20 protein-coding genes are annotated in these 23075 nt (G+C 47.1%); 10 read left to right on the forward strand and 10 right to left on the reverse strand.

Annotated features, from left to right (window positions below):
- Nucleotides 1–75: 75 nt before the first annotated feature.
- On the reverse strand, nucleotides 76–1377 hold the full coding sequence (gene tyrS, locus Nant_RS07535) for a tyrosine--tRNA ligase (protein ID WP_054341038.1): 1302 nt from the start codon (nucleotides 1375–1377) through the stop codon (nucleotides 76–78).
- A gap of 213 nt (nucleotides 1378–1590) precedes the next feature.
- Here tyrS and Nant_RS07540 point away from each other — a divergent pair, with 213 nt between their 5' ends.
- Nucleotides 1591–3036, forward strand: a complete 1446-nt coding sequence (locus tag Nant_RS07540; protein WP_054341039.1) for a peptidoglycan DD-metalloendopeptidase family protein — start codon at nucleotides 1591–1593, stop codon at nucleotides 3034–3036.
- Between the two features lie 5 nt (nucleotides 3037–3041).
- Entirely contained in the window at nucleotides 3042–4148 is a 1107-nt protein-coding gene (locus Nant_RS07545) for an anhydro-N-acetylmuramic acid kinase (protein ID WP_054341040.1), read from the forward strand.
- Nucleotides 4149–4236: 88 nt separating this feature from the next.
- On the opposite strand, the gene erpA is transcribed toward Nant_RS07545, so the two are convergent.
- Both erpA and argC read right to left on the reverse strand, forming a co-directional pair.
- Nucleotides 4237–4587, reverse strand: a complete 351-nt coding sequence (erpA, locus tag Nant_RS07550; protein ID WP_054341041.1) for an iron-sulfur cluster insertion protein ErpA — start codon at nucleotides 4585–4587, stop codon at nucleotides 4237–4239.
- A gap of 65 nt (nucleotides 4588–4652) precedes the next feature.
- Complete coding sequence (gene argC, locus Nant_RS07555) at nucleotides 4653–5684, reverse strand: N-acetyl-gamma-glutamyl-phosphate reductase (RefSeq protein WP_054341042.1); 1032 nt, start codon at nucleotides 5682–5684, stop codon at nucleotides 4653–4655.
- A gap of 91 nt (nucleotides 5685–5775) precedes the next feature.
- Here argC and Nant_RS07560 point away from each other — a divergent pair, with 91 nt between their 5' ends.
- The 4 genes from Nant_RS07560 to Nant_RS07575 all read left to right on the forward strand — a co-directional run bounded on the left by Nant_RS07560 (nucleotide 5776) and on the right by Nant_RS07575 (nucleotide 10179).
- Nucleotides 5776–7497 (forward strand): chloride channel protein, encoded by a 1722-nt coding sequence (locus Nant_RS07560; RefSeq protein ID WP_054341043.1) that lies wholly within the window; start codon nucleotides 5776–5778, stop codon nucleotides 7495–7497.
- A gap of 85 nt (nucleotides 7498–7582) precedes the next feature.
- Complete coding sequence (gene thiE / locus Nant_RS07565; protein ID WP_054341044.1) at nucleotides 7583–8215, forward strand: thiamine phosphate synthase; 633 nt, start codon at nucleotides 7583–7585, stop codon at nucleotides 8213–8215.
- A gap of 17 nt (nucleotides 8216–8232) precedes the next feature.
- Complete coding sequence (gene hemL / locus Nant_RS07570; RefSeq protein WP_054341045.1) at nucleotides 8233–9540, forward strand: glutamate-1-semialdehyde 2,1-aminomutase; 1308 nt, start codon at nucleotides 8233–8235, stop codon at nucleotides 9538–9540.
- On the forward strand, nucleotides 9541–10179 hold the full coding sequence (locus Nant_RS07575; protein WP_054341046.1) for a hypothetical protein: 639 nt from the start codon (nucleotides 9541–9543) through the stop codon (nucleotides 10177–10179). It abuts the gene before it with no gap.
- A 161-nt stretch (nucleotides 10180–10340) separates the two neighbouring features.
- Here the strand turns inward: Nant_RS07575 and Nant_RS07580 are convergent, their stop codons facing one another.
- Nucleotides 10341–10946 carry a tetratricopeptide repeat protein gene (locus Nant_RS07580; protein WP_054341047.1) on the reverse strand — a complete coding sequence of 202 codons (606 nt, stop codon included), beginning with the start codon at nucleotides 10944–10946 and terminating at the stop codon, nucleotides 10341–10343.
- A gap of 2 nt (nucleotides 10947–10948) precedes the next feature.
- Entirely contained in the window at nucleotides 10949–13306 is a 2358-nt protein-coding gene (gene mrcB / locus Nant_RS07585) for a penicillin-binding protein 1B (RefSeq protein WP_054341048.1), read from the reverse strand.
- A 45-nt stretch (nucleotides 13307–13351) separates the two neighbouring features.
- Here mrcB and Nant_RS07590 point away from each other — a divergent pair, with 45 nt between their 5' ends.
- Nucleotides 13352–14899, forward strand: coding sequence for a bifunctional aminoglycoside phosphotransferase/ATP-binding protein (locus tag Nant_RS07590; RefSeq protein WP_054341049.1), 1548 nt, complete (start codon nucleotides 13352–13354; stop codon nucleotides 14897–14899).
- Between the two features lie 26 nt (nucleotides 14900–14925).
- Here Nant_RS07590 and Nant_RS07595 read toward each other — a convergent pair whose 3' ends face one another.
- Genes Nant_RS07595 through Nant_RS21270 form a run of 4 tightly spaced genes read right to left on the reverse strand, consistent with a single transcriptional unit; the run spans nucleotide 14926 to nucleotide 17405 of the window.
- A complete protein-coding gene (locus Nant_RS07595) occupies nucleotides 14926–15690 on the reverse strand; it encodes a heme ABC transporter ATP-binding protein (protein WP_054341050.1) in 765 nt (254 codons plus the stop codon).
- Nucleotides 15690–16694 carry a FecCD family ABC transporter permease gene (locus Nant_RS07600; protein WP_054341051.1) on the reverse strand — a complete coding sequence of 335 codons (1005 nt, stop codon included), beginning with the start codon at nucleotides 16692–16694 and terminating at the stop codon, nucleotides 15690–15692. Before Nant_RS07600 ends, Nant_RS07595 begins: the two co-directional genes overlap by 1 nt.
- On the reverse strand, nucleotides 16694–17164 hold the full coding sequence (locus tag Nant_RS07605; RefSeq protein ID WP_054341052.1) for an energy transducer TonB: 471 nt from the start codon (nucleotides 17162–17164) through the stop codon (nucleotides 16694–16696). Before Nant_RS07605 ends, Nant_RS07600 begins: the two co-directional genes overlap by 1 nt.
- 4 nt (nucleotides 17165–17168) lie before the next feature.
- The gene (locus tag Nant_RS21270) at nucleotides 17169–17405 is read right to left on the reverse strand and encodes a hypothetical protein (protein WP_156298821.1); all 237 of its coding nucleotides are present in this window, start codon (nucleotides 17403–17405) and stop codon (nucleotides 17169–17171) included.
- A gap of 126 nt (nucleotides 17406–17531) precedes the next feature.
- Here Nant_RS21270 and Nant_RS07610 point away from each other — a divergent pair, with 126 nt between their 5' ends.
- The gene (locus tag Nant_RS07610; RefSeq protein ID WP_054341053.1) at nucleotides 17532–17870 is read left to right on the forward strand and encodes a Rieske (2Fe-2S) protein; all 339 of its coding nucleotides are present in this window, start codon (nucleotides 17532–17534) and stop codon (nucleotides 17868–17870) included.
- 35 nt (nucleotides 17871–17905) lie between these two features.
- Here the strand turns inward: Nant_RS07610 and Nant_RS07615 are convergent, their stop codons facing one another.
- Complete coding sequence (locus Nant_RS07615) at nucleotides 17906–19069, reverse strand: pyridoxal phosphate-dependent aminotransferase (RefSeq protein ID WP_054341082.1); 1164 nt, start codon at nucleotides 19067–19069, stop codon at nucleotides 17906–17908.
- A 249-nt stretch (nucleotides 19070–19318) separates the two neighbouring features.
- On the opposite strand from Nant_RS07615, the gene dksA reads away from it, so the two are divergent.
- Nucleotides 19319–19750 carry an RNA polymerase-binding protein DksA gene (gene dksA / locus Nant_RS07620; RefSeq protein WP_054341054.1) on the forward strand — a complete coding sequence of 144 codons (432 nt, stop codon included), beginning with the start codon at nucleotides 19319–19321 and terminating at the stop codon, nucleotides 19748–19750.
- A 369-nt stretch (nucleotides 19751–20119) separates the two neighbouring features.
- The gene (locus tag Nant_RS07625) at nucleotides 20120–23047 is read left to right on the forward strand and encodes an ATP-binding protein (protein ID WP_054341055.1); all 2928 of its coding nucleotides are present in this window, start codon (nucleotides 20120–20122) and stop codon (nucleotides 23045–23047) included.
- The last annotated feature ends 28 nt before the right edge of the window (nucleotides 23048–23075 follow it).

Here is a 23075-nt window from a genome sequence, read left to right on the forward strand (position 1 = left end):
GGAATAAAAGTGAAAATACTCTCAAATACGAAAAAAACGCCTAAAAAGGTGCCTTTTACAGGGCCGGATACCAGGCTACGCAGAGTAATAGAAAAGATGGTGCTTTTTCTTCCCTAATTTTACCAGAAAGTATGCATTGTAAATCCCTTCGGATTCAGCAAAAACCTCCGCACTCTTGAAATTATCCTCTAAACCTTTAGCGACACCATTAACGGTAACGGCGTTACGCTGTAACGCATCTTTAATTTGTTTGCCGTTCCCCATATCCGCTTCTGCCAGCAAAGACGTTAACGGCTTATCACTCATACCTTGTAGCACCAAAGAAGATGATGGCAACCCATCTTGCTTAAGCTGCTCGAAATCGTCTGCACTTAAATCAGATAAATCACCACTAAAGAGTGCCGCTGTAATACGCTGAGCAGCTACCAACCCATCTTCACCATGTACAAGCTTCGTGACTTCACGCGCCAATACGCCTTGCCCTTCAGGACGGCCTTGGCGCTCTTTATCATCAGCTTCTATCTGGTCAATTTCTACAACACTTAAAAATGTGAAGTATTTCAGAAATTGATACGCATCGGCATCCGCCACCTGCAGCCAGAACTGGTAGAAAGCATAAGGCGATGTTTTTGCTGCCGACAGCCAGATAGTACCTGTTTCGGTTTTACCAAACTTAGTCCCATCAGACTTCGTTACCAAAGGCAGAGTAAGACCATAAGCGCGGTTTCCATTCATGCGGCGTGTTAACTCTGTTCCACCGGTAATATTGCCCCATTGATCAGAGCCACCTATCTGTAATGTGCAATGATGACTCTTATTGAGTTGCTGAAAGTCAAATGACTGAAGGATCATGTAGGTAAACTCAGTAAAGGAAATACCATCACCATCGCGATCAATACGCTGTTTAACTGATTCTTTAGCGATCATCTGATTCACAGAAAAGTGCTTACCTACATCTCGCAGAAATGTCAGAACATCCAGACCACGAGTCCAATCAAGGTTATTAACAACTTCTGCACTATGGGTGCCGCAATCAAAATCAATAAACAAACTAACTTGTTCTTTTAATTTATTAACCCAGCTAGCGACTGTTTCGTCGTCATTTAACTTACGCTCTTGTGCTTTAAAGCTCGGATCACCAATCAACCCTGTAGAGCCGCCTACTAAAGCTAATGGCTTGTGTCCATATTGCTGAAACCGTTTCAACGTTAACAAAGGCACTAAACTACCGATGTGCAGACTATCCGCAGTCGGATCAAAACCACAATAAAGAGTCACACTGCTTTCGTTGAGATGATTCTCAAGCTCCTCTTCGCTGGTCATCTGAGCTATAAGGCCTCGCGCTTTCAAATCCTGTAGCAGTGTTAACTCGTTCATTTTGGATCATTACCTTGTGAAAATATTAAGACATAATAAATTAGTGCCACATTCTACCCACAGCATCGCTTTTGAACAAATTTCAATTATTATTGTCTATGTTTTGCTTTATCTGCCGATAAACTAAGCCCTCAACAGATAGTTCTGGCAAGTAAACATCCTATGTTACAATTTTAATTTTACTATTTGATAAATAGACTGCAGGAATGAGGAATGTTGACTCTTTTAAAAGGTATTCAAAACCGTTTCCCTACGGTACATATTGCAGCAGTAAGCATCTGCGGAGTTATTTTAAGTATTACCCTGCTTTTACTGCCCTCGGCAGAAGTCTCCGCCACCAAAGACACCTCCCTGACAACAGAACGGCCTACGCAAAACGCTGTACAAAAAGAACTTATTGAGCAGTCCGCGGAACGAATACACAACGATCTTGTATTAAACATTTCAGGATCAGAGTCGGCATTCACGCCACTAGTACCAGCCGCAAACAAAAACACCACTCAAATAAAAGCAACCTTACCCACGAACAACCCAACGATCTCGACCTATGAAACCCCTGATGAAAACTGGGTTTCTTATACCGTTCAAAAAAATGATAATCTGACATCGCTATTTTTACGTGCAGGGTTGAATGCAACTGATGTTTACAATATCAGCCAGGCAACACTGGAAGGGAAAGAACTGAATCAAATTTATCCAGGTGAAGCGTTAGCTTTTCTGATTGAAGGTAGTGTTCTCAAAAAACTGAAGTATGAAGTCAACCCGTTAAGAACCATCGTAATCCAGCTACTTGGTAGTGACTATGTCGTAAATGCAATCGAACGAACACCTGACACACATGAGCGTTATATTGAGGGAGTTATTAATAACTCTTTATTCGTCGATGCCGAGCACGCAGGCTTATCTAACAATATGATCATGAGGTTTGCCGCTATTTTCGGATGGGACGTAGATTTTTCGCAAGGCATTCGTCAGGGTGACCGTTTCAGAGTTATTTATAATGAACAGTTTTTAGACGGCAAAAAAATCAAAGACGGCCATATTGTCGCGGCACAATTTGTTAATAATGGTGAAACCTTTACTGCGATTCGATATACCGACTCTGATGGCAGCAGTCGCTACTACACTCCAGACGGACATAGTATGCGTAAAGCTTTTTTACGCATGCCTGTTGATTTCGCCCGTATTAGTTCCGGTTTTAACCTTTCTCGTAAGCATCCTGTTTTAAATAGAATCAGAGCACATAAAGGGGTGGATTACGCAGCCTCTACTGGAACACCTATTAAAGCGTCTGGTGACGGCAAAATCATATGGAAAGGCACTAAAGGTGGTTATGGCCGCGCCATTATTATTCAGCACGGTAGCAACATCACTACGCTGTATGCCCACATGTCCAAGTATAATTCAAAGTTACAACAGGGTAGCCGGGTTAAACAAGGCCAGGTTATTGGCTACGTTGGCAAATCAGGGCTCGCAACAGGGCCACATCTGCATTATGAGTTCCGTGTCAACGGCGCGCACAAAAATCCTATGACCGTTAAATTCCCTCAGGCATCTCCTGTTGCAAAAAGGGAACTGGTAGCTTTTCAGGCGGTATCTGATCAAATGCAGGCACAACTTGAAACTTATTCAACGATCAAATACGCACGAGCGGAATAAACTAAATGAAGCCTGATATATACATTGGCGTAATGTCGGGCACTAGTCTTGACGGTATTGATGTGGCCGCGGTATGTATTGACGATCAATTCAGCTTCTTGGCCGCTCAATGTATCGATATCCCCGCCGAACTTCGCCGGCAGATTTTAGCACTAACACAAGCAGCCGATAATGAGATCGAGCGTATGGGGCGGCTGGATATTGACCTGGGCAAACTATTTGCCGCAAGCATTAATCAGCTGATAAAGACTGCCGACATCGATATAAAACGAATTGCGGCAGTAGGCTGCCATGGACAAACAATCCGCCATCGTCCACAAGCAGGCTTTACACTTCAGATTGGAGACCCTAATACGATAGCAGAGATAACGGGGCTCACAACGATCTCAGATTTCAGAAGAAGAGATCTTGCCAATGGCGGACAGGGAGCGCCTTTAGTCCCTGCTTTTCACAACTGTATATTTCGTTCCGCTGAAAAAAACCGTGTCATCCTTAATATCGGAGGCATGTCGAATATCACCGTTTTGCGTGCAAAAACGGCATCTTCCGTCATAGGTTATGACACCGGCCCAGGTAATGTCTTATTAGATGCCTGGATCAATAAGCATTCAGGAACGCCATACGATAAAGCCGGACAGTGGGCGAATTCAGGCCAGCATAATCAAAGACTACTGCAAGCATTACTGAACCTCCCTTTTTTTACGGAGCCTCCTCCTAAAAGTACAGGAAGAGAGCAATTTAACCTCGACTGGCTAGAGCGCGTTATTAGCGATAATGGTTTTAAAATTTCGCCCGTTGATATTCAGGCTACCTTGTTAGAGATGACCGCACGTTCAATCGCAGATGCCATTAATGCAGAAAACCTGAGCGATCCTGAACTCTATATTTGCGGCGGGGGTGTTCACAATCACACGTTGGTAAAGCGTTTAGGCGAGCTGATTCATACCACAGGTATTACGACCACCGAAGAACTGGGATTACATCCTGACTGGGTAGAGGCATCCGCCTTTGCCTGGCTGGCTCATCAAACGCTTAATCAGCTCACGGGTAATTTGCCCAGCGTAACCGGCGCCACTCAAGAAAGGATATTGGGGGGGATTTACCAAGCTTGATGGACTTTAACAAGCTATGTACAAAATTAAGCACAGCCGGTAGCTGTGCTTAATAAAGATTTACATCTGCTTACTTACATTGACGCTCTTAAACCGAAAACGATGAACCGCAACCACAGGTTGTCGTTGCGTTAGGATTCTCAATCTTAAACTGAGATCCCTGTAGTCCTTCTTTATAGTCAACGACAGAACCTTCCAGATACTGCAAACTCATAGGGTCAACCACCATAGTGACGCCCTGATTGACTACTTGAGTATCGTCCTCTGCAGCTTCTTCATCAAAGGTGAAGCCATAGGAAAAGCCTGAACAACCGCCGCCCGTAATAAAAACACGCAGCTTAAGGTTATCGTTTTGCTCTTCTTCTATAAGACTTTTTACTTTTGTAGCAGCTGCGTCTGTAAAGACCATTGCTGCACTTGATGCCACTGATTCTGTCATAACTCTCTCTGCGTCATTAGACCCTGATTGCCTATTCTCAATTAACCAAGCATTTTAGTCAAGTATCAAGGCATCATACCCACGAATCTTAACCCTGCCGATTCATCCAATCCGAACATAATATTCATATTCTGAATCGCCTGGCCTGCAGCACCTTTCACCAGATTATCAATCACAGACAGCACTACAACAGTGTCATCATTTTGCGGACGGAACACACTTATTCTGCAGGTATTGGCACCTTTAACACTGCGTGTCTCAGGGTGACTACCCGCCGGCATAACATCTACAAACGGCTCATCCTTATAACGTTGCTCGAATAACTCCTGAAGCCCATCCTTCGGATCTTTCAGTGTCGCATACAGCGTAGAATGAATACCGCGGATCATCGGCGCCAAATGAGGAACAAAGGTTAAACCGACAGGCCGCTGGGCCGCATTTGATAACCCCTGACGAATTTCCGGCAAATGCCGATGACCAGCAACACCATAGGCTTTCATGCTTTCGCTGGTTTCACACAGCAAGGCAGCCACACTCGCCCCACGGCCAGCACCGCTGACGCCTGTTTTACAATCGGCAATCAAACGACGGGTATCCACCAGCTTATTTTCTAACAGGGGTAAAAAGCCCAATTGAGTAGCGGTCGGATAGCATCCGGGACAGGCAATTAACTGCGCCGCTTTAATCTGCTCACGGTTTACTTCAGGCAATCCATAAACAGCCCTTTCAACCAGATCAGGACAGGTATGCTCAAGTTTGTACCATTGAGACCAGAGCTCAACATCTTTAATCCGGAAGTCAGCTCCCAGATCAATAATCCGCACACCCCGCGCCATCAAATCTGGCGCCATACTCATCGCTACACCATGGGGTGTTGCAAAAAACACGACATCGCACGCCGCTAGCGCATCGTTATCCGGCACGCTAAATTGTAAATCATAATGACCACGTAGATTCGGGAACATGTCCGCTACATAAACACCTTCTTCTGATCGAGAAGTAATTACCTTCACATCTACATCAGAATGGCTTGCCAGTAACCGCAAAAGCTCTACGCCGGTATAACCGGTTCCACCTACGATACCTACATTAATCACTTTAACCTCTCCTCGGCCTTAAAAAACTGTTAACTTATAATACCGGTCAGGAACCATAAAAACTATCTTCAGCTGTTGGTTAAAAAACTGAATGCAAAAACACCATTTATCTCTGCAGTATTTCAGAGAACGTCTGGCCCATTATGATGCCTTGCCACAACTGGTTATTCTGGGCTTACTGTCAGGAGTAATGACCGGATTACTGATGGTTCTTTTCCGGCTTGCAATGGAGCTACCCCTTACCTATTTGCTGGGCCATCCCGATAATTTTGAGGCCCTGTCTTCGCAACAGCAATTCTTGTGGCCGATCATAGGTAGTAGCGTTCTCATCCTGATTTTCTACCTATGGCCGCAAACCGCCAAACAAATAGGTATGGTAAACCTGTTTGAACGTCTTGCTTATCATCAGGGAAGAATTCCAGGCAAAAGTATTATTATGCAATTTGTGACTGCCGCAATAGCACTCAGCAGCGGCCACTCTGCCGGCCGTGAAGGCCCTTCAATCTTTTTAGGTGCCGCCTGTAGCAGCCTGATAGGACAGCGCTTACAACTGCCTAATAATTCGTTAAGATTATTAATCGGATGCGGGGCCGCAGCAGCGATCTCTGCTGCCTTTAATACGCCTTTGGCTGGTGTCATATTTGCAATGGAAGTGATTCTCATGGAATACACTATCATTGGGTTCACTCCGATTATCGTTGCCGCCGTGTCAGCCGACTTAGTAATGCGAAGCATCTTGGGCCATGATAATGTTTTTGACGTTCCGCTATTCCATATAAACACTCTGGCCGAAGTGCCCTGGGTTATGCTGCTGGGCGTTGTTGTCGGCTTATGCGCAGCCACCTTCAATCGCATTATGCTGTTCGCTTATAAAGTCAAACACTGGCCTGTCGCTATCCGATTTTTGTTAGCGGGACTTATCACGGGCATCGCGGCCACAGCCTATCCTCAGATAATGGGTGTCGGTTATGACACCATTTCAGAAGCACTGTGGGGAAGGCTGGATCTACAACTCCTGTGTGGCTTATTACTGATCAAGCTCCTGATTACACCGCTTATTCTGGGCTTAGGCATTCCTGCTGGGCTTATCGGACCAACGCTTTTTATCGGTGCGATTATCGGCGCTATTTTCGGCGTTATTGGTGGTTGGTTTACCGATATGCCGGTCTCTCATATCGGTTTGTATGCCATGCTTGGCATGGGTGCAATGATGGGCGCCGTACTGAATGCGCCGCTGGCAGCTCTGGTTGCGCTACTTGAACTCACCGGCAACACCAATATTATTTTTCCGGGCATGATCGCCATAGTGATCAGCAACCTGACCGTACGCTATTTTTTCAATTTACCTTCTATTTTCCTGTCATCCTTACAGGCGCAAGGGTTAGATTATCGACAGGAACCGATAGCTCAAGCGCTTTCACGAGCCGCTGCCGGAAGCTTGATGGAAACAAGCTTTATCACAACAGCCCTGAGCTTAAGCACTACCGCCGCACAAGAAATACTGGCAAAAAAACCACGCTGGATCTTGCTTCAGGATGTTGGACAAGCCGCCAAATCACTCATGCTACCGACTGACCTGCAAAGCTATCTGGCCCGCGATGAGACACCAGAGCAGATCAACCTTTTAGACATTCCCGCGGAACGTTTAAATATCGTCGAAATCAGCTTCAGAGCGACGCTCTATGAAGCCCTGCAAAAGCTGAATGAACAACACATAAGCACGCTTTGCGTCACCAGTAATAAGGGCGACATTATGGGCGTACTGACGCGGGCACAGATAGAATATTACTACACACACAAGCAGACACTATGAACACACTACACGGCCTTTATGCGATTACCGATAACACGCTAATGCCTGATCAAATTGAACATTACTACACAAATAAGCAGACGTTATGAATCCATTACATGGCCTTTATGCTATTACCGATAACACGCTAATGCCTGATGACGAGACATTATTGACCTGTGTACGCGCCGCTATTTTAGGCGGAGCACAGATCATCCAATACCGGGATAAAACAGCCGATACACAAAAGCGCTATCGTCAGGCATGCCTGCTCAACGAATTGTGCCGCACAAATGCCCGTACGTTCCTGATAAACGATGATGTAAAACTGGCGCTTGCTTGCGAAGCTCACGGCGTACATCTGGGCCAGCAGGATACAAGCATAGAAACGGCACGGGATTTATTACCACACCACGCGGTTATTGGCATGACCTGCCACGATCAGCTATCACTGGCAACAACTGCCGCGTTGAGTGGTGCCGATTACGTGGCTTTTGGTGCCTTCTACCCGTCAAAAACAAAACCCGACGCAAAACCAGCGCCGCTCACTCTGCTCGCTGAAGCCAAAACCATTCTGTCCTGCCCGATAGTAGCGATCGGGGGGATTACTGTGGATAATGCCTACCAAACGATTACTGCCGGTGCCGATATGATTGCCGTCGTGCACTCACTTTTTTCCGCAGAATCAATTATTCAGCAAGCCGAAGCATTTGCCTTGGCTTTCAATCGGAATGTTTAACAAAGGTTTTTATTACTATGTCACGTTCAGAAGATCTCTTTAAAGCCGCTCAAACGCATATCCCCGGTGGTGTAAACTCACCCGTTCGCGCCTTTAAAGGTGTGGGCGGCACCCCTGTTTTTTTCAAAAAAGGGAAAGGCGCGTATCTGTATGATGAAGATGATAACCAATATATAGACTATGTCGGTTCATGGGGCCCGATGATTTTAGGCCACGCCTTCCCCGATGTGATTAATGCTGTCCGTAGTGTATTAGATAACGGATTGGGCTTTGGCGCACCAACCGAAATTGAAACGCAGATGGCCGATAAAGTCTGTGAAATGATGCCCTCCATCGAGATGATCCGCATGGTCAGCTCAGGCACAGAAGCCACCATGAGCGCCATCCGTCTGGCCCGTGGTTATACCAGTCGCGATAAAATCGTGAAATTTGAAGGTTGCTATCACGGCCACTCTGATTCATTACTGGTAAAAGCAGGTTCCGGCGCATTAACACTGGGCGTACCTAACTCCCCGGGTGTTCCTGCATCGGTGGCAGAACATACCATCACTTTAACATTTAACGATATTGATAACGTTCGTCAGGCGTTTGCAGAAGTCGGTAACGAGGTTGCCTGCATCATCGTTGAACCCGTTGCCGGCAACATGAACTGCATCCCGCCTAAAGAAGGTTTCCTTGAAGGCTTACGTGAAGTCTGTGACGAATACGGCACTGTGCTGATTTTTGATGAAGTAATGACCGGCTTCCGCGTTGCGCTCGGTGGCGCTCAAGCTCTTTACAACATCAAACCCGATCTCACTACGCTTGGCAAAGTTATTGGCGGAGGGCTACCTGTCGGCGCCTTTGGTGGTAAGCGTGAAATAATGGAATATATCGCACCACTAGGACCTGTTTATCAGGCAGGTACGCTTTCAGGCAATCCTTTGTCGATGAATGCCGGTTTAGCCATGCTAAACGCACTCACATCAACACCCGGCATCCATGAAGGCCTTGCGGCCAAAACAGAATACTTAACACAGGGCCTGGAAGCTGTCGCATTGGCGAAAGGTATTCCTTTCACAACTACGGCCGTGGGCGGCATGTTTGGTCTGTTCTTTACGGAGCAAACCGATATCAGCAGTTTCGCTCAAGCAACCACGTGTGACACCGAGCGGTTCGCTCAATTTTTCCAGGGCATGCTAAAAGAAGGCGTTTATCTTGCGCCATCTGCATATGAAACCGGCTTTATGTCTGCGGCAATTTCTGAAGAAGATCTGGATCACACCATTGAAGCAGCCGGACGCGTGTTTGATACACTTGTTAGCAATACGGTAAAAAATGCCTGAATGATGGAAATAGTCGCTAATGTGGCACTCATACTGGGCTGTGCTTTCTGCGCAGCTCAGCTGTTTCGCCAACCGGAAAAGTTAAACGAACACAATAAAACATTGGCGATGCTGATCACATTATCAGTGGGCTTTATAGCTGCTGCTGCTATTGGACAGCTACTTATCAGCGAGCATAATCAGGACACTCAAACCCTGCAACGCCTGCTCAGTAACATGAAAGAGTATGTCGCCATCCCGTTGATCGGCTCTCTTTTACTGGCCACCAGCTTTAGCAAATTCTGGTCTCGTGCGGGTTGGGGACGCTGGATGCTGGCGTTATTTGCACTATTTGAACTGTTTCGACGCGCCGAATTGGGCGGACATTATGCCATGGTATTGGCAGGGCTTTCATCCGCAGCACTCATCATCGCCTTTGCACGCTACTCTCAAGCAGAGATACGTGTACCGGGCTTGATCGGCGCGTTATTAGCCAGCCTTGCGATCGGGGTTTACGGGCCTTTATCGCTGCTGCCTGAATACCGCAATGAAGCGCTCAGTCATGGGTTACTAGCCATTAGCCTGGCTATTTTGGGCGTGGCAACAGGGCTAATTATTGCTCTGAATCAAAAGCAGGAAACGCTATCGCCGCGCGTGTAAACATTCAAATTTTACCCCCAAAATTTCTCACCTTTTGATTGGTATTCGCTATGTATTAACAACCCAACAAAAAAGGCCATTGAATTCGCATTCAATGGCCTTTATCTAGCGCCTATAGTTAACCTATAGGCCTGCTTAAAATATAACCCTTTGCCAATATCCTACTGATAACGCCGCGAGATAGCCGCTGCTTTATTGGCACCTTCTATATCACCTGCATCGGTGCGGATCGAGGCAATTAACTGCCATAGCCGACGCAGTTTGGTATTTTGCCCCTGTGCAATAGCGACACCTTTTAATGCGACCTGCTCGGCCTGTAAAAACTCGCCCAAGTGGCGGTGAGTATCTGCCAATGAGTAATAAACTTCCGGATCTTTCGGTGAGATACGCTGCGCCCGCTGCAAACTGGTTTGGGCTGAGCGTAACTGGCCATCATTGGTTTGCTTACGTGCCGTTTCCAGTAACGCGAGGGCCGCAGGGTTTTGCTGTAATTGCATAACAACCTTCGGTGCTACCGGAACAGCCGTTGATTCACTCTCAGAACTTTCATCTTTCTGCGAACGAAAAACAGGTGAAGGAGCCACCGGTGTTACCGTCACGCCGGTAGAAATATCGACCGGCGTGACAACCCCATTACTGCTCTGTGGGCCAGCGCCTACCGAGGATCGATCCTCAATGGGCATATTATAGGTGTTTATCTCGGAGCACCCGGCAAGGGATACCAACGCACCCAACGCGATTATTCTCATTTGTGCTGTAATATTCATTACTACTCCTGCCTGAACCAACGCCGAAACCAGTCAAGTGACTTTGTTTCGCTATTTTGAACAGGTTCTACTCCACAATCAACACGATACTGCGGTTTACTGCCTTGAATGAAAGGCACCGGTATCGCTCCCTGACAACGCTCATCGGATAAATAACCCGTTTCCTTATCCACCCAAAGATAATCCACACCCTCTGGCACCGGTGCTATGAAAGGTTCCGGTTTCTCTTCTTTCATAAAAGCAGTCCATACTTTCAATGCACCGCCTGAACCCGTAAACGGTAACGCTGTATTATCATCACGCCCCAACCAGACAACCGCCAGGCGATTGCCTGTAAAGCCCGCAAACCAGCTATCCCGCTGATCATTAGACGTGCCCGTTTTACCCGCGACGTTCAGATTAGAGGGCAGTTGCGTATAAACAGAACGTGCCGTTCCTTCACGTGCCACTTCTTGCATCGCGTACTGTAACAAATGAATACTTTCGCCGGAGACCGTCTGCTTCACCTGAAAAGGATAGCGGGACAACTCTGTTCCTGCATTATCGGTCACCATCCGGATCGCCCGTAGCGGCATCTGAAAACCATTAGCCGCAATCGTCTGGTACATAGTCGCCACTTCTATGGCAGGCAACCCTTGAGCGCCCAACAACAGTGAAGGGTACGCATCCAGATCTCGTGTCACTCCCAACTTGTGCAATGTATCAACCACCTTGCCAACGCCTAACGCCATACCGAGATTAGCCGTCGCTAAATTATACGAATGCGCTAATGCCTGGTGCAATGGCACTGTGCCATGCGAGTTCTTACCAAAATTTTGAGGCTCCCATGTTGACCCATTAGGCATCGCTACTGAGATAGGCTCGTCCTTCAGCGGTGACACCAAAGAATACCCGTTATCCAGAGCGGTTAAGTAAACCGCCGGCTTAACGAGTGAGCCTATCGGCCTGATTGCATCCAGCGCACGGTTAAAGCCTTCATAACGCGTACTTTTACCACCGATAATACTCAGTACTTCACCGGTTTGCGGGTCGGTTACCACCATGCTTGCTTCAAGGTTTGCGGCTCTTTTTCCGTAGCGCTTTTCAAGACCCGTAACCGTCGTCAGTAATGCAGTTTCCGCTTTAGCCTGAACGATAGGGTTCAAACCCGTATAGACGCGTAAGCCTTCAGTTCGGAGATCATCTTCGTGATAACTTTCGCGCAGCTGCCGTTTTACTAAATCCAGATACGCAGGATAAGCCCCCTTCAGCAAACTTTTTTGTTTTACGACACCTAAAGGTTTTTGAATAGTTTGCTGGTAAAGCTCTTCTGTAATATTTCCTTCATCACGCATTACTCGTAGCACCAGATCACGACGCTGCTTAGCCCGTTCAGGATGACGACGCGGATCATAGTAAGAAGGACCTTTCACCAGCCCCGCCAAGAGCGCTACCTGCGATAACTGCAACTCCTGAATCGGTTGAGAAAAATAGTACTGCCCCCCTAAGCCCATACCATGAATCGCCCGAGAGCCTTCCTGGCCCAGATAGACTTCGTTCAGGTATGCTTCCAGAATTTCATCTTTGCTGTAGTGCAATTCTAATAAAACAGCCATAGGCAGCTCCATTAGTTTACGTGCTAAGGTTCGATCTGATGTCAGATAAAAGTTTTTTATCAGTTGCTGAGTTAAGGTGCTGCCGCCCTGTACAAAGCGACCTGCCCGGACATTGATCCACATGGCCCGCGCTATACCTTTAAAAGAAATACCAAAGTGATCGTAATAACTCTGATCTTCAATCGCGATCAGCGCTTGTGTCAGGCTAGTGGGTACATCTTCTAAGCGAACCAGATCCCGATCCTCATTATTTTGAGGATAAATACCACCAATCAGAACGGGCTCTAAACGCACCAGATTAACGGTCTGCCCTTTGGCGTTGCGAACCCGGGAGAGCTGATCAGAATTAAAGTCTAACTGCAGCTGCTGCGCAGGCTCCCTACCATCAGGGAACGCAAATCCACGCGTGAAGATATGTGCCTTGCTACTCGAAAACTCAGCCTGCCCTGGTAAGGATGCATGCCGGACAGTTTGATAACCTAACCCTGCCAATTCAATTTTTAAGTCCTGAATCGAGATAGGTAAACCTGCGTAGAGTTCCAGCGGGCGGGCAAAGACTTTCGCAGGCAACGCCCATCGTTTACCCTCAAACTGTTGACGAATCTGGGCATCCAGATACATTAAACCGATGCCGCCGATCACTATCCCAAGCAGTGTCAGTTTCAACAAAAGGGCTCTGAAGGTACGCCAAAAGCCTCCCTTCTTCTTAGCTGCAGAGGCCCTTTTGCGGGGTGTTTTTTTTGCAGGTGTTCTCTTTTTGTTCATCAAGCCCGTATAATTCCTTAATTTTTAGACAATACCGAAGGTTACATGCTTCCAGAATTGATCGCAGCGCTTAGCCGTCCTGAAAACTACCCTCATCCGGTAGACGCACCCATACGCGTAATAGAAACACATATCTCCTGGCTTTTATTAACCGGCGAATACGCCTATAAAATAAAAAAGCCGGTCGATTTCGGATTTCTGGATTTTACGACACTAAAAAAACGCCGCTTCTATTGCGAAGAAGAGCTTCGACTCAACCAGCGTTTGGCACCAGACATCTATGATACGCTAATCGCGATCATCGGTTCGCCTGAAAATCCTCAATTAATTGAAGCATCACAAATAAACGAAGCGAAGCCTTTCGAGTATGCCGTGCGCATGTACCAGTTCGACCCTGAGCTGCGGTTGGATCTTATCCTTGATCGACAACGCTTTGAGCCGGCCTGGATCGATATGCTAGCCGAGCAGATTGCACACTTTCACACCCGAACCCCTCGCGTTGCTAAAAATAGTCCGTGGGGCGAGGCCACTAGTATCTGGGATGCGGTATCTGACAACTATCAACATGTGAGCCAGCATCAGCTGGACGCCAACGACTGGCAACAGTTGCAATTTCTGTCACAGCGAACCGCACAGCAGTTTCGTAAACTAACGCCTGCTATCCAACGCCGCAAACAGGAAGGTCACATCCGCGAATGCCATGGAGACCTGCATCTGGGTAATATCACTCTCTATCATGGGCAGTTACGTCTGTTTGATTGCATTGAGTTTAATCTTCAATTCCGTTGGACTGACACTATTTGTGACTTAGCTTTCCTGCTGATGGATCTTGAAGTCAAAGGGCAATATCGTTGGGCCAATCGCTGCCTGAATAGATACCTTGACCTAACAGGTGATTACGAAGGCCTGACACTGCTTAGTTTTTATAAATCATACCGTTCCATGGTGCGAGCTAAAGTTTCAATGCTCGGTGAAAATCCTGATTTAACGTCGTTTCGTCGCTATCTGCAACTAACAAACACATATACTCGTCAAAACAAGCCCTCTTTATTTATCATGCACGGCGTTTCCGGCAGCGGTAAAAGCTACCTATGCGGTCAGCTACTTGAACGCCTGAATTGCATCCAGATACGTTCCGATGTCGAGCGTAAACGCCTCTACAAAGAACTATGCCGAAGAGGCGAACGTCTGGAACTTTACGGCCAAGAGATGAACGCACGTACTTTTCAGCACCTTCTGAATTTATCGAAAGCACTACTAAAAAGCGGTTATTCCGTGATTGTCGATGCTACTTTTATCAGACAGCGAACCCGACAGAGTTACATCGACCTCGCCAGTTCACTTGATATCCCGATGCGTATTATCAGCTGCTATTGCGATATGAAGCTAATCGAAGCACGGTTGGCACGCCGTAGCTATGAGGGAGGAGATGCTTCAGATGCAGACATCGGTGTTATGCAGGATCAGCTAAAGCACCAACAGAAGCTCACCGAGTCAGAATTAACGCACACCTTACTAATGGATACTGATAACGATGATGCCATCAATGTACTGGTCAGCCAGTTAATCGTTCAGGGACTGGTCGAGCCTTAAACTCTTAAATGTTAAAGAATCACGCCTTAAATCGTAGATCGTGTAAAAAACAGCGGTTGTCCGAGCACTTCGGTGAAGCCGATAGGCGTTTGAAAAAGCTCTGACAGAATGTCGGGTTGCATGACCTGAGCCGGGGTCCCCGTCATTACGATGCGGCCGCTGTCCATCAGGGTAATGGTATCGGCGAACTGCGCCGCCAGTGACAGATCATGCACAATTAACAATACTGCTTTGCCTTGATTAGTGATGGTCCGAATCTGCTGCATCACCGCCACCTGATGCTTTAGATCGATCGCTTTTAACGGCTCATCCAGTAACACATAAGCGGTCTTTGCAGAGATCTGAACTAACAGACGCGCTAAATGTGTGCGCTGCTTTTCGCCTCCCGATAAAGTCGTGTAATCCCGATCAGCTAAGTGCTGTATATCCAGCGCCGTCATAGCCTTATCTGCCAGATAATTTTGCTGCGAAAAAACAGCACCAATAGGATAGGCACCCATCGAAACAACCTCTCGGACGTGAAATGGGAAATCAAGCAGTTGCTCCTGTAGCAAAACTGCCAGCGTAAGTGAACGTTCACTTACGCTGTACTCCTCAATATTTTTTCCCTCTAATGCAACCCGACCAATATCCGCTGCAATTAAACCTGCCAGGGTTTTCAGTAATGTAGTTTTCCCCGCGCCATTAGGCCCCAATATAACATGCAAACTCCCTGGCTTTACCTCCATAGAGGCGTTGTCGAGCAAGGCGCGTCCATGACGAATCACAGACAAGGACTCAGCACTCAGCATTAGCCTCGCTCCCGTTGTCGATAAGCAATCATAACAAGAAAGACAGGGCCACCGATTAATGCAGTGATTAACCCGATAGGGAGTTCAGCCGGCGACGCGACGACACGTGCGACCAAATCAGCCACCAGCAACAACAATGCACCCAGTAAAAACGAGATGGGTAATAGGAAACGATTATCAGGCCCGTTGATTAAACGCACTATATGCGGCACCACCAGCCCGACAAAACCTATCAGCCCCACCATCGACACAACAGCGCCGACCATTAAGGCAGTGATAAGTACCAGCCGCTGCTGGATTGCTTTCACATCGACACCCAAAAGATAGGCCTGCTGCTCGCCAAGCAATAATAAATTCAACTGCGCGGCATAACGAATCAATACGGGTACAAACACCATGCTAATCAGCAACAACGTCAGCACTGACCACCATGATGCCCCCTGTACATTACCCATCAACCAAAATGTCACTTGCCTGAGCGTCATACTGTCTGATAAATATTTCAACCCGGCAATACCGGCGGCGGCAATCGCATTAATAGCAATCCCGGTTAACAGCAGGGTCAGTGACGATATTCCTGAAGCACTACGGGCAATACGGATCACCATAAAAGTGACCAGCATCCCACCCACAAAAGCAGCCAGTGGCATCCCAAATGAGGCGACAACACCTGCGCCAATCGTAGCCGATACCGTTACTTGCCACGCCACAGCGGCTAACGCAGCGCCGCCCGACACGCCAATCAAGCCGGGATCAGCCAACGGGTTTCGAAAAAGAGCCTGAACTACCGCGCCGGTAATCGCCAGCAATCCACCCGATAGCATCACCAGTAATATTCTGGGCAAACGCAGTTCATAAAGAATACGACGCGACAAATCGCTGCCTTGCCAAAGATCCGTCACAGACAACGCCGCACTGCCTTTTAACAGTGACAGCAACATAAAGAACGGCAGCAGTGTAAGCACGGCCAGCCACACGCCCGCCTTCAACCTTGCACGCGACATTAGTGATTACCTTGTAGTGAAAAGCGCACAGGAATTAACGCGCGGGCGACAATACGTCTTCCCGCTTTTTTTGCTGGCATAAAACGCCACCCCAATGCGGCTTTTGTCGCGGCTTTATCAAGCATGGAATAGCCGGAACTATGATCTATCGACACCCGGTCCACCGCCCCGCGTGTATTAATGATCAACATTAACAGCACAGTACCCTGCAACCTTCTTCGCTGTGCCATCCTCGGATAGTCCGGAGGCGCGGGCGACTCGCTATACCGTAGTTCGTTATAATCAATTTGTAATATTGATTTATTAACACCACCTGCATCACCCTCCACACTCTCCACTAACGCATCATCGACAGCTGCTTGCATGCCTTGAGGTGGGGAGTCCAACGCTGAATCTGGAGTAATCTCATTCGATATCGCCGGTTGCGGTTGCGGTTGCGGTTGCGGTTGCGGTTGCGGTTGCGGTTGCACTGCGTCAACTTTTCGCGACGACAGTTTTATCTTTAAGAGGCACTGCGTCAACTTTTCGCGACGAATACTTCATGGTATTCAATGTAATGGCGTGTTGGGAGAAAATCGGGGATTGAGGTGAGAATTTTTGTAATAGCCCATGCTCTTCTACTCCCTGATCAGACCATATAAAAAAGGCATGCACGCACGCAGAGCCCAGCAGCAAGAGTAAAAAACGTATGGAGTAGTGATCAATGCGCACGCTTTATTCCCGCTGCATCAGGCAGTATCATAAGCACGAATTATAATCACTTATACAAGGTGATGGTTGAGTGCTCTTCATCATGACACACATCTGATTCACTTTTCCTGATGATAGAGGCCCTACATGCACCTACTTTGTACACTCGACACCTTAGCCGAAGATGTCTCTAAAGGCTTTCAGCTGGCCGACGTCTCATTAGTCGCCGTCAATAAGTGCGGCCACATTTATGTTTACCTGAATCAGTGCCCCCACCGAGGCGTCCCCTTAGAGTGGCAACCGGATCAATTTCTCGATCTGGACAAAAATTTTATTCAGTGCGCTACCCATGGCGCACTGTTCAGGATAGAAGATGGCGAATGTATTGCCGGTCCTTGCCCGGGAGAGATGCTCACTAAGATTCCCTGTAAAGTAGAGCAAGGTGAAGTCTGGATTAACCTATCCTCTCTTGCGGCGGCTATCTGATCATAAAAATATAATCATCTAAGCCTAATAACATATCAGCCGTTAATTTTATCTGCCAGCCGGCTCAGCGCCAGCTCAATACGGTCTACACCTGTTGTATATGAAAAACGTATGAACTGGTTAGACCTATAAGTCCCAAAGTCCAGCCCCGGTGTTACTGCAACATGCTGTTGCTCCAGTAAGTCCCAACAGTATTTGAACGTATCATCGGTAAGGTGTGATGCATCGGCATACACATAAAAAGCGCCTTCCGGCATAAGAGGAATTTTAAAGCCCAACTTCCTTAACCCATCCACCAGCAGGTTCCGCCGCAACTCAAACTGATGCCGTCTGTCTTCTAGAAGCGCCAGTGTCTCGGGTTCAAACGCCGCCAGAGCAGCGTACTGGGAAACCGCCGGGGGGCAGATATATAAATTTTGCGCCAGCTTCTCGATTTGCGGCACGGCGACCTCAGGCGCAACAATCCAACCCAGTCGCCACCCCGTCATACCGAAGTATTTTGAAAAACTATTGATTACAAACGCCTCTGGATCGACTTCCAACACCGAAGGCGCATCAAAGCCGTAAGTAAGCCCGTGGTACAGCTCATCGACCACCAAGGCGCCCTGCTTTTCTCTTACTGCTTCTGCAACAGCCGCCAGCTCCGTCTTATGTAATACTGACCCTGTTGGGTTAGCAGGAGATGCCAGCAAGACACCTGCGGTGTTGGGCTTCCATTCCTGGCGTATCAGCTCAGGCGTTAGCTGGAAATTCTGTTCAGCAGAGACAGCAACCAACTGCCCTCGCGCTTCCAGCATCCTTAAAAATTGTCGATTACAGGGATAGCCGGGGTCACTCATCATAAACGTAGTGCCCGGATCTGCCAACAGCCCAAAAACCATCAACAATGCGCCCGAAGCACCCGACGTAACAACAATGCGCTCAGGCGCAACATCCAAACCATAACGCGTACGATAAAACCCGGAGATAGCCAAACGTAGCTCTGGAATGCCCGCAGAGGGAGTGTATTGAGTGAGCCCTTGGTCAATAGCACGATGTGCGGCTTCTCTGATCAAAGGCGCCGTACTGAAATCAGGTTCTCCTGCTTCCATATGCACCACATCATGACCGAGAGCATCCAGCGCTTTTGCGCGCTTCAAAAGATCCATCACTTTAAACGATTCAATATCGCGTGCCCGACCTGTCCACTGATTTTCCATACCGGCATCCTGCATAATTTAACCTGGATATTATACATAAGTTGAATCGAATATTTCCTAAAACACTCTTATTGTCCTTATATATCTATTGAATAGTTTTAATCTGCTCTTTTTCAGAATCAGGACTAGCCTATTGAGAAGTGTTCTGGTAATTTCTGCAACCTTCTGATCTCAGGAAGTAATGGAATTAACTGTTTTGGGTCACGGGTTTATTGTAAACCCGGTCATTTCGGAGAAGTGAGGCGCCACATGCCAAACACTAGCGATACACAGTTCACACACTTTGTACCTTACGAGAAAGCAAAGGGTGAGGAATACATGAATGATGCTCAAAAAGAGCATTTTCGTCACATCCTTCTGGCCTGGCAACAGGAGCTAATGGAGGAGGTAGATACTACTATCAACCATTTGAAGGAAGAAGCATCTAATTTTGCGGATCCCAGCGACAGAGCCAGTCAGGAAGAAGAGTTCAGCCTTGAACTTCGCACCCGTGACCGTGAGCGTAAACTGATCAAAAAGATCCGTGAAGCAATGGAACGCATCGAAGACGATGAGTATGGTTATTGTAGCACTTGCGGTATCGATATCGGCATTCGTCGTCTGGAAGCCCGTCCAACGGCTACCATGTGTATCGATTGCAAAACACTGGCTGAAATAAAAGAAAAACAGATCGGCTCTTGAATTTTATAAGTTCAGGTAAATGGAGTTTTCCTTTACCTGAATTTATAAACTTAACGGCTTCATTAGCGGCCTAATTGATGCTTTCACAATGATTTTGCGAACGCGTCATATCCCTTCTCTCGTCCATGCAATATTACTCTCGCTTAAATAATACGTCTCGTCTTTCTAGCTGCCAACGAACCTTCGGGGCCAACATCCTCCTATTATGTTAAAAAACAACATTGAGAAAACGGCTATCCACGGATATTCTGACCCTGACAATACTGTACTAGGCTATTCATCAGAAACCTGACGCCTTGCCAGCATATGAAGGGAGCTCGAACACACTATGCATAAGCAGCACATCACCCCGTTGGCAAAAGTAACATTATGAATTTTTCAGTTACCGAACTTTTCCTGATCGTTACTGCGTATCTGCTGTTTTTATTTGGCATTGCCTATGCCACCGAGCGAGAAATCATTCCACGCCGAATTTCACAACACCCTATTACTCACATGCTCTCATTAGGCACCTATGCCAGCGCCTGGACTTTTTACGGTGCCTTCGAGATGCTGGAGAACTCGGGATTCTTATTTTTATCCTCCTATCTTGGTGCAAGCGCCGCCTTTATTATGGCGCCTACGCTACTCATACCCATATTCAACATAACTAACCGTTACAAACTAAGCTCTCTCGCTGACCTGTTCGCCTTTAGATTTCGTAGTGGGCTGGTAGGTACTATCACGACATTACTCTTATTACTTGCCACACTGCCTCTGCTATCTATTCAAATTCAAGCGGTCACAGACTCCTTACATATACTGAACGATGACTTTGCTTCGTCACAAATTGCAGCAGCCTTCTGTATCTTAATTGCGCTATTTGCCATTCTTTTTGGTACGCGTCACCCTTCAATGCGAGCACGTAACCGCGGTTTAGTGATGGCAATGGCCACCAGCGCCTTAATTAAGCTAATCGCACTGATCAGCATCTCCGTGTATGTGCTTTTTTCAGTGCTGGGAGGTCCGACAGAAACATTACAATGGTTGAATACCAATCCTCAAATCCTCGCATCGCTGACGGGTGATAATAACGATGACAGCTGGCACACGTTACTGCTGGCTTTTTTCGCGGCTACTCTGGTAATGCCACATATGTTTCATCTGGCTTTTACCGAAAACCGTTCAACAGAAAGTCTGTACAAAGCGTCATGGGGTATGCCCCTTTATTTATTATTGCTGGCGGTTTGTGTTCCCGTTATCGTACTGGCAGGCTATAAACTGGAGATCCATAAGGAGTCCTCCTTTTTACTGCTGTACTTAAGCCAGTTATTGCATTCCGAGTGGCTAATTATCACGGTATTTATTGGCGGCCTCACAGCGGCCAGTGGCATTATTATCGTAGCCTCCATATCGCTGGCGTCCATGCTACAAAACCATCTGATTTTACCTCTGATTAAAACACCTGAAAATGTAAAATTTTATGCGTGGCTGCTGTGGCTGCGACGCATACTCATCTCGTTGGTTGTTTTGTGTAGTTATATTTTTTATATGACATTTGGCGCTCATCAGCAGATCCATTTGCTGGGTTTAAGTGCTTTCGTTGCTTTTTTACAGTTTTTACCTGGCATTATCGCCACACTGTTTTGGCTGGGGGCAAATCGAATTGGCTTTATTGCCGGCCTGATTCTCGGCATGTCCAGCTGGATCATTACCACTTTTTATCCCGTCATGCTGCAACAAGGAGTACTTCTCAGCGATACCAACATTGATAGTCTTAACTGGCAATCCTCCGCTATTATCTCTCTTCTGCTGAATATCGGTGCTTTCATTCTTATTTCGCGCCTGACACGCACGTACCCGGAAGAAACCCGGGCCGGCGAGGCATGTCTGATTAATACGATGGACTCACCCTCGGATATTCAACGGCCTTCTTTCGAAACCGCTGACATTATCCGCTTGTTAACGCCTAAGCTGGGCGAAACCGCCGCACGTAGAGAGTTCCAGCACGCGATTACTCAGCTGGGCTTGGATATAGATCAGATAAGACCGTTAGACCTACTGCGCTTACGTAATGCATTAGAGCAAAATCTTTCTGCTCTCATCGGCCCCATAGAAGCAGCTACTATACTGGAATCACTGGCTAAGCAACCTGTTGACCGATCATTTAAGGCGCGCGACATTCATCTTCTTGAAACCCATCTGGAAACCTATCAGGCAAAACTAAGCGGTCTTGCAGCAGAGCTGGATGAGCTACGCCGCTTTCACAGAAGAACACTGGAAAAGCTTCCTCTGGGTGCATGCACTGTCACTCCTTCGCAGCATATTCTCTTCTGGAATCATGAAATTGCCAAGCTGACAGGACTTAATTCTTATGATGTAGCCGATCTTTCTTTATCTGATTTACCGGAGCCCTGGTGTACTCTGTTACCCGATTTTATTAATCAGGATGATAATCACCTCACTGATACACAGGTGATTATTAACGGTGATAACTATTGGCTTACCTTACATAAAAGCCAACTTTCAGAGAATCCTGATAGCTCAATTATTATTTTGGTTGAGGACGAAACAGAACATCACCTTTTAACTGACAAATTGCGACATAGTGAACGCCTCGCCTCAATAGGCCGATTCGCCGCCGGTGTTGCCCATGAAATAGGTAACCCTATTACGGGTATCGCATGCCTGGCACAAAACCTTTCTCTTGAAACTGATCAGCCTGAAGTGCTCCAGGCAGGCGATCAGATCATGGAGCAGACACGTCGGATTAATCGAATTGTGCAGTCACTGGTACGCTTTGCGCATACAGGACAAACGATCACTGATATTCAATGTGAGAGCATCAACCTCAAGCAGTGCATTGAAGAAGCTATCCAGCTGGTATCACTTGATATTCATGCCAGGCAGCAGCAGTTTATCTGCGAGCTCAATAGTGACGTGCGGGTAGAAGGCGATCCTCAGTTACTCTTACAAGTATTCGTTAACATTCTTAACAACGCCTGCGATGCATCACTGCCAGAAGGCGCTATTGTTATCAGCTGTGAACAAGCAGAGCAACGGGTATTCTTATCCATTACCGACGAAGGCACAGGTATCGACAAGGCCATTCAGGACAAATTGTTCGAGCCCTTTTTTACCACCAAAGAACCGGGAAAAGGTACAGGACTCGGGCTCTCTTTGGTTTACAACATCCTGACTGAACATTATGGTAGTATTGAAATAATTAGCCCCGCCAATAACAAGCAGAATAAAGGCACTCAGGTGATTATCACCCTACCGGGCTCCAGACCTGAAGTGAAAAACGACTTTTCATAACGGCCTCGCATTGGAGAATAGGTAAAGA

This window comes from Neptunomonas antarctica (assembly GCF_001305295.1).
In the GTDB taxonomy this organism is placed as follows: Bacteria; Pseudomonadota; Gammaproteobacteria; order Pseudomonadales; family Balneatricaceae; genus Neptunomonas; species Neptunomonas antarctica.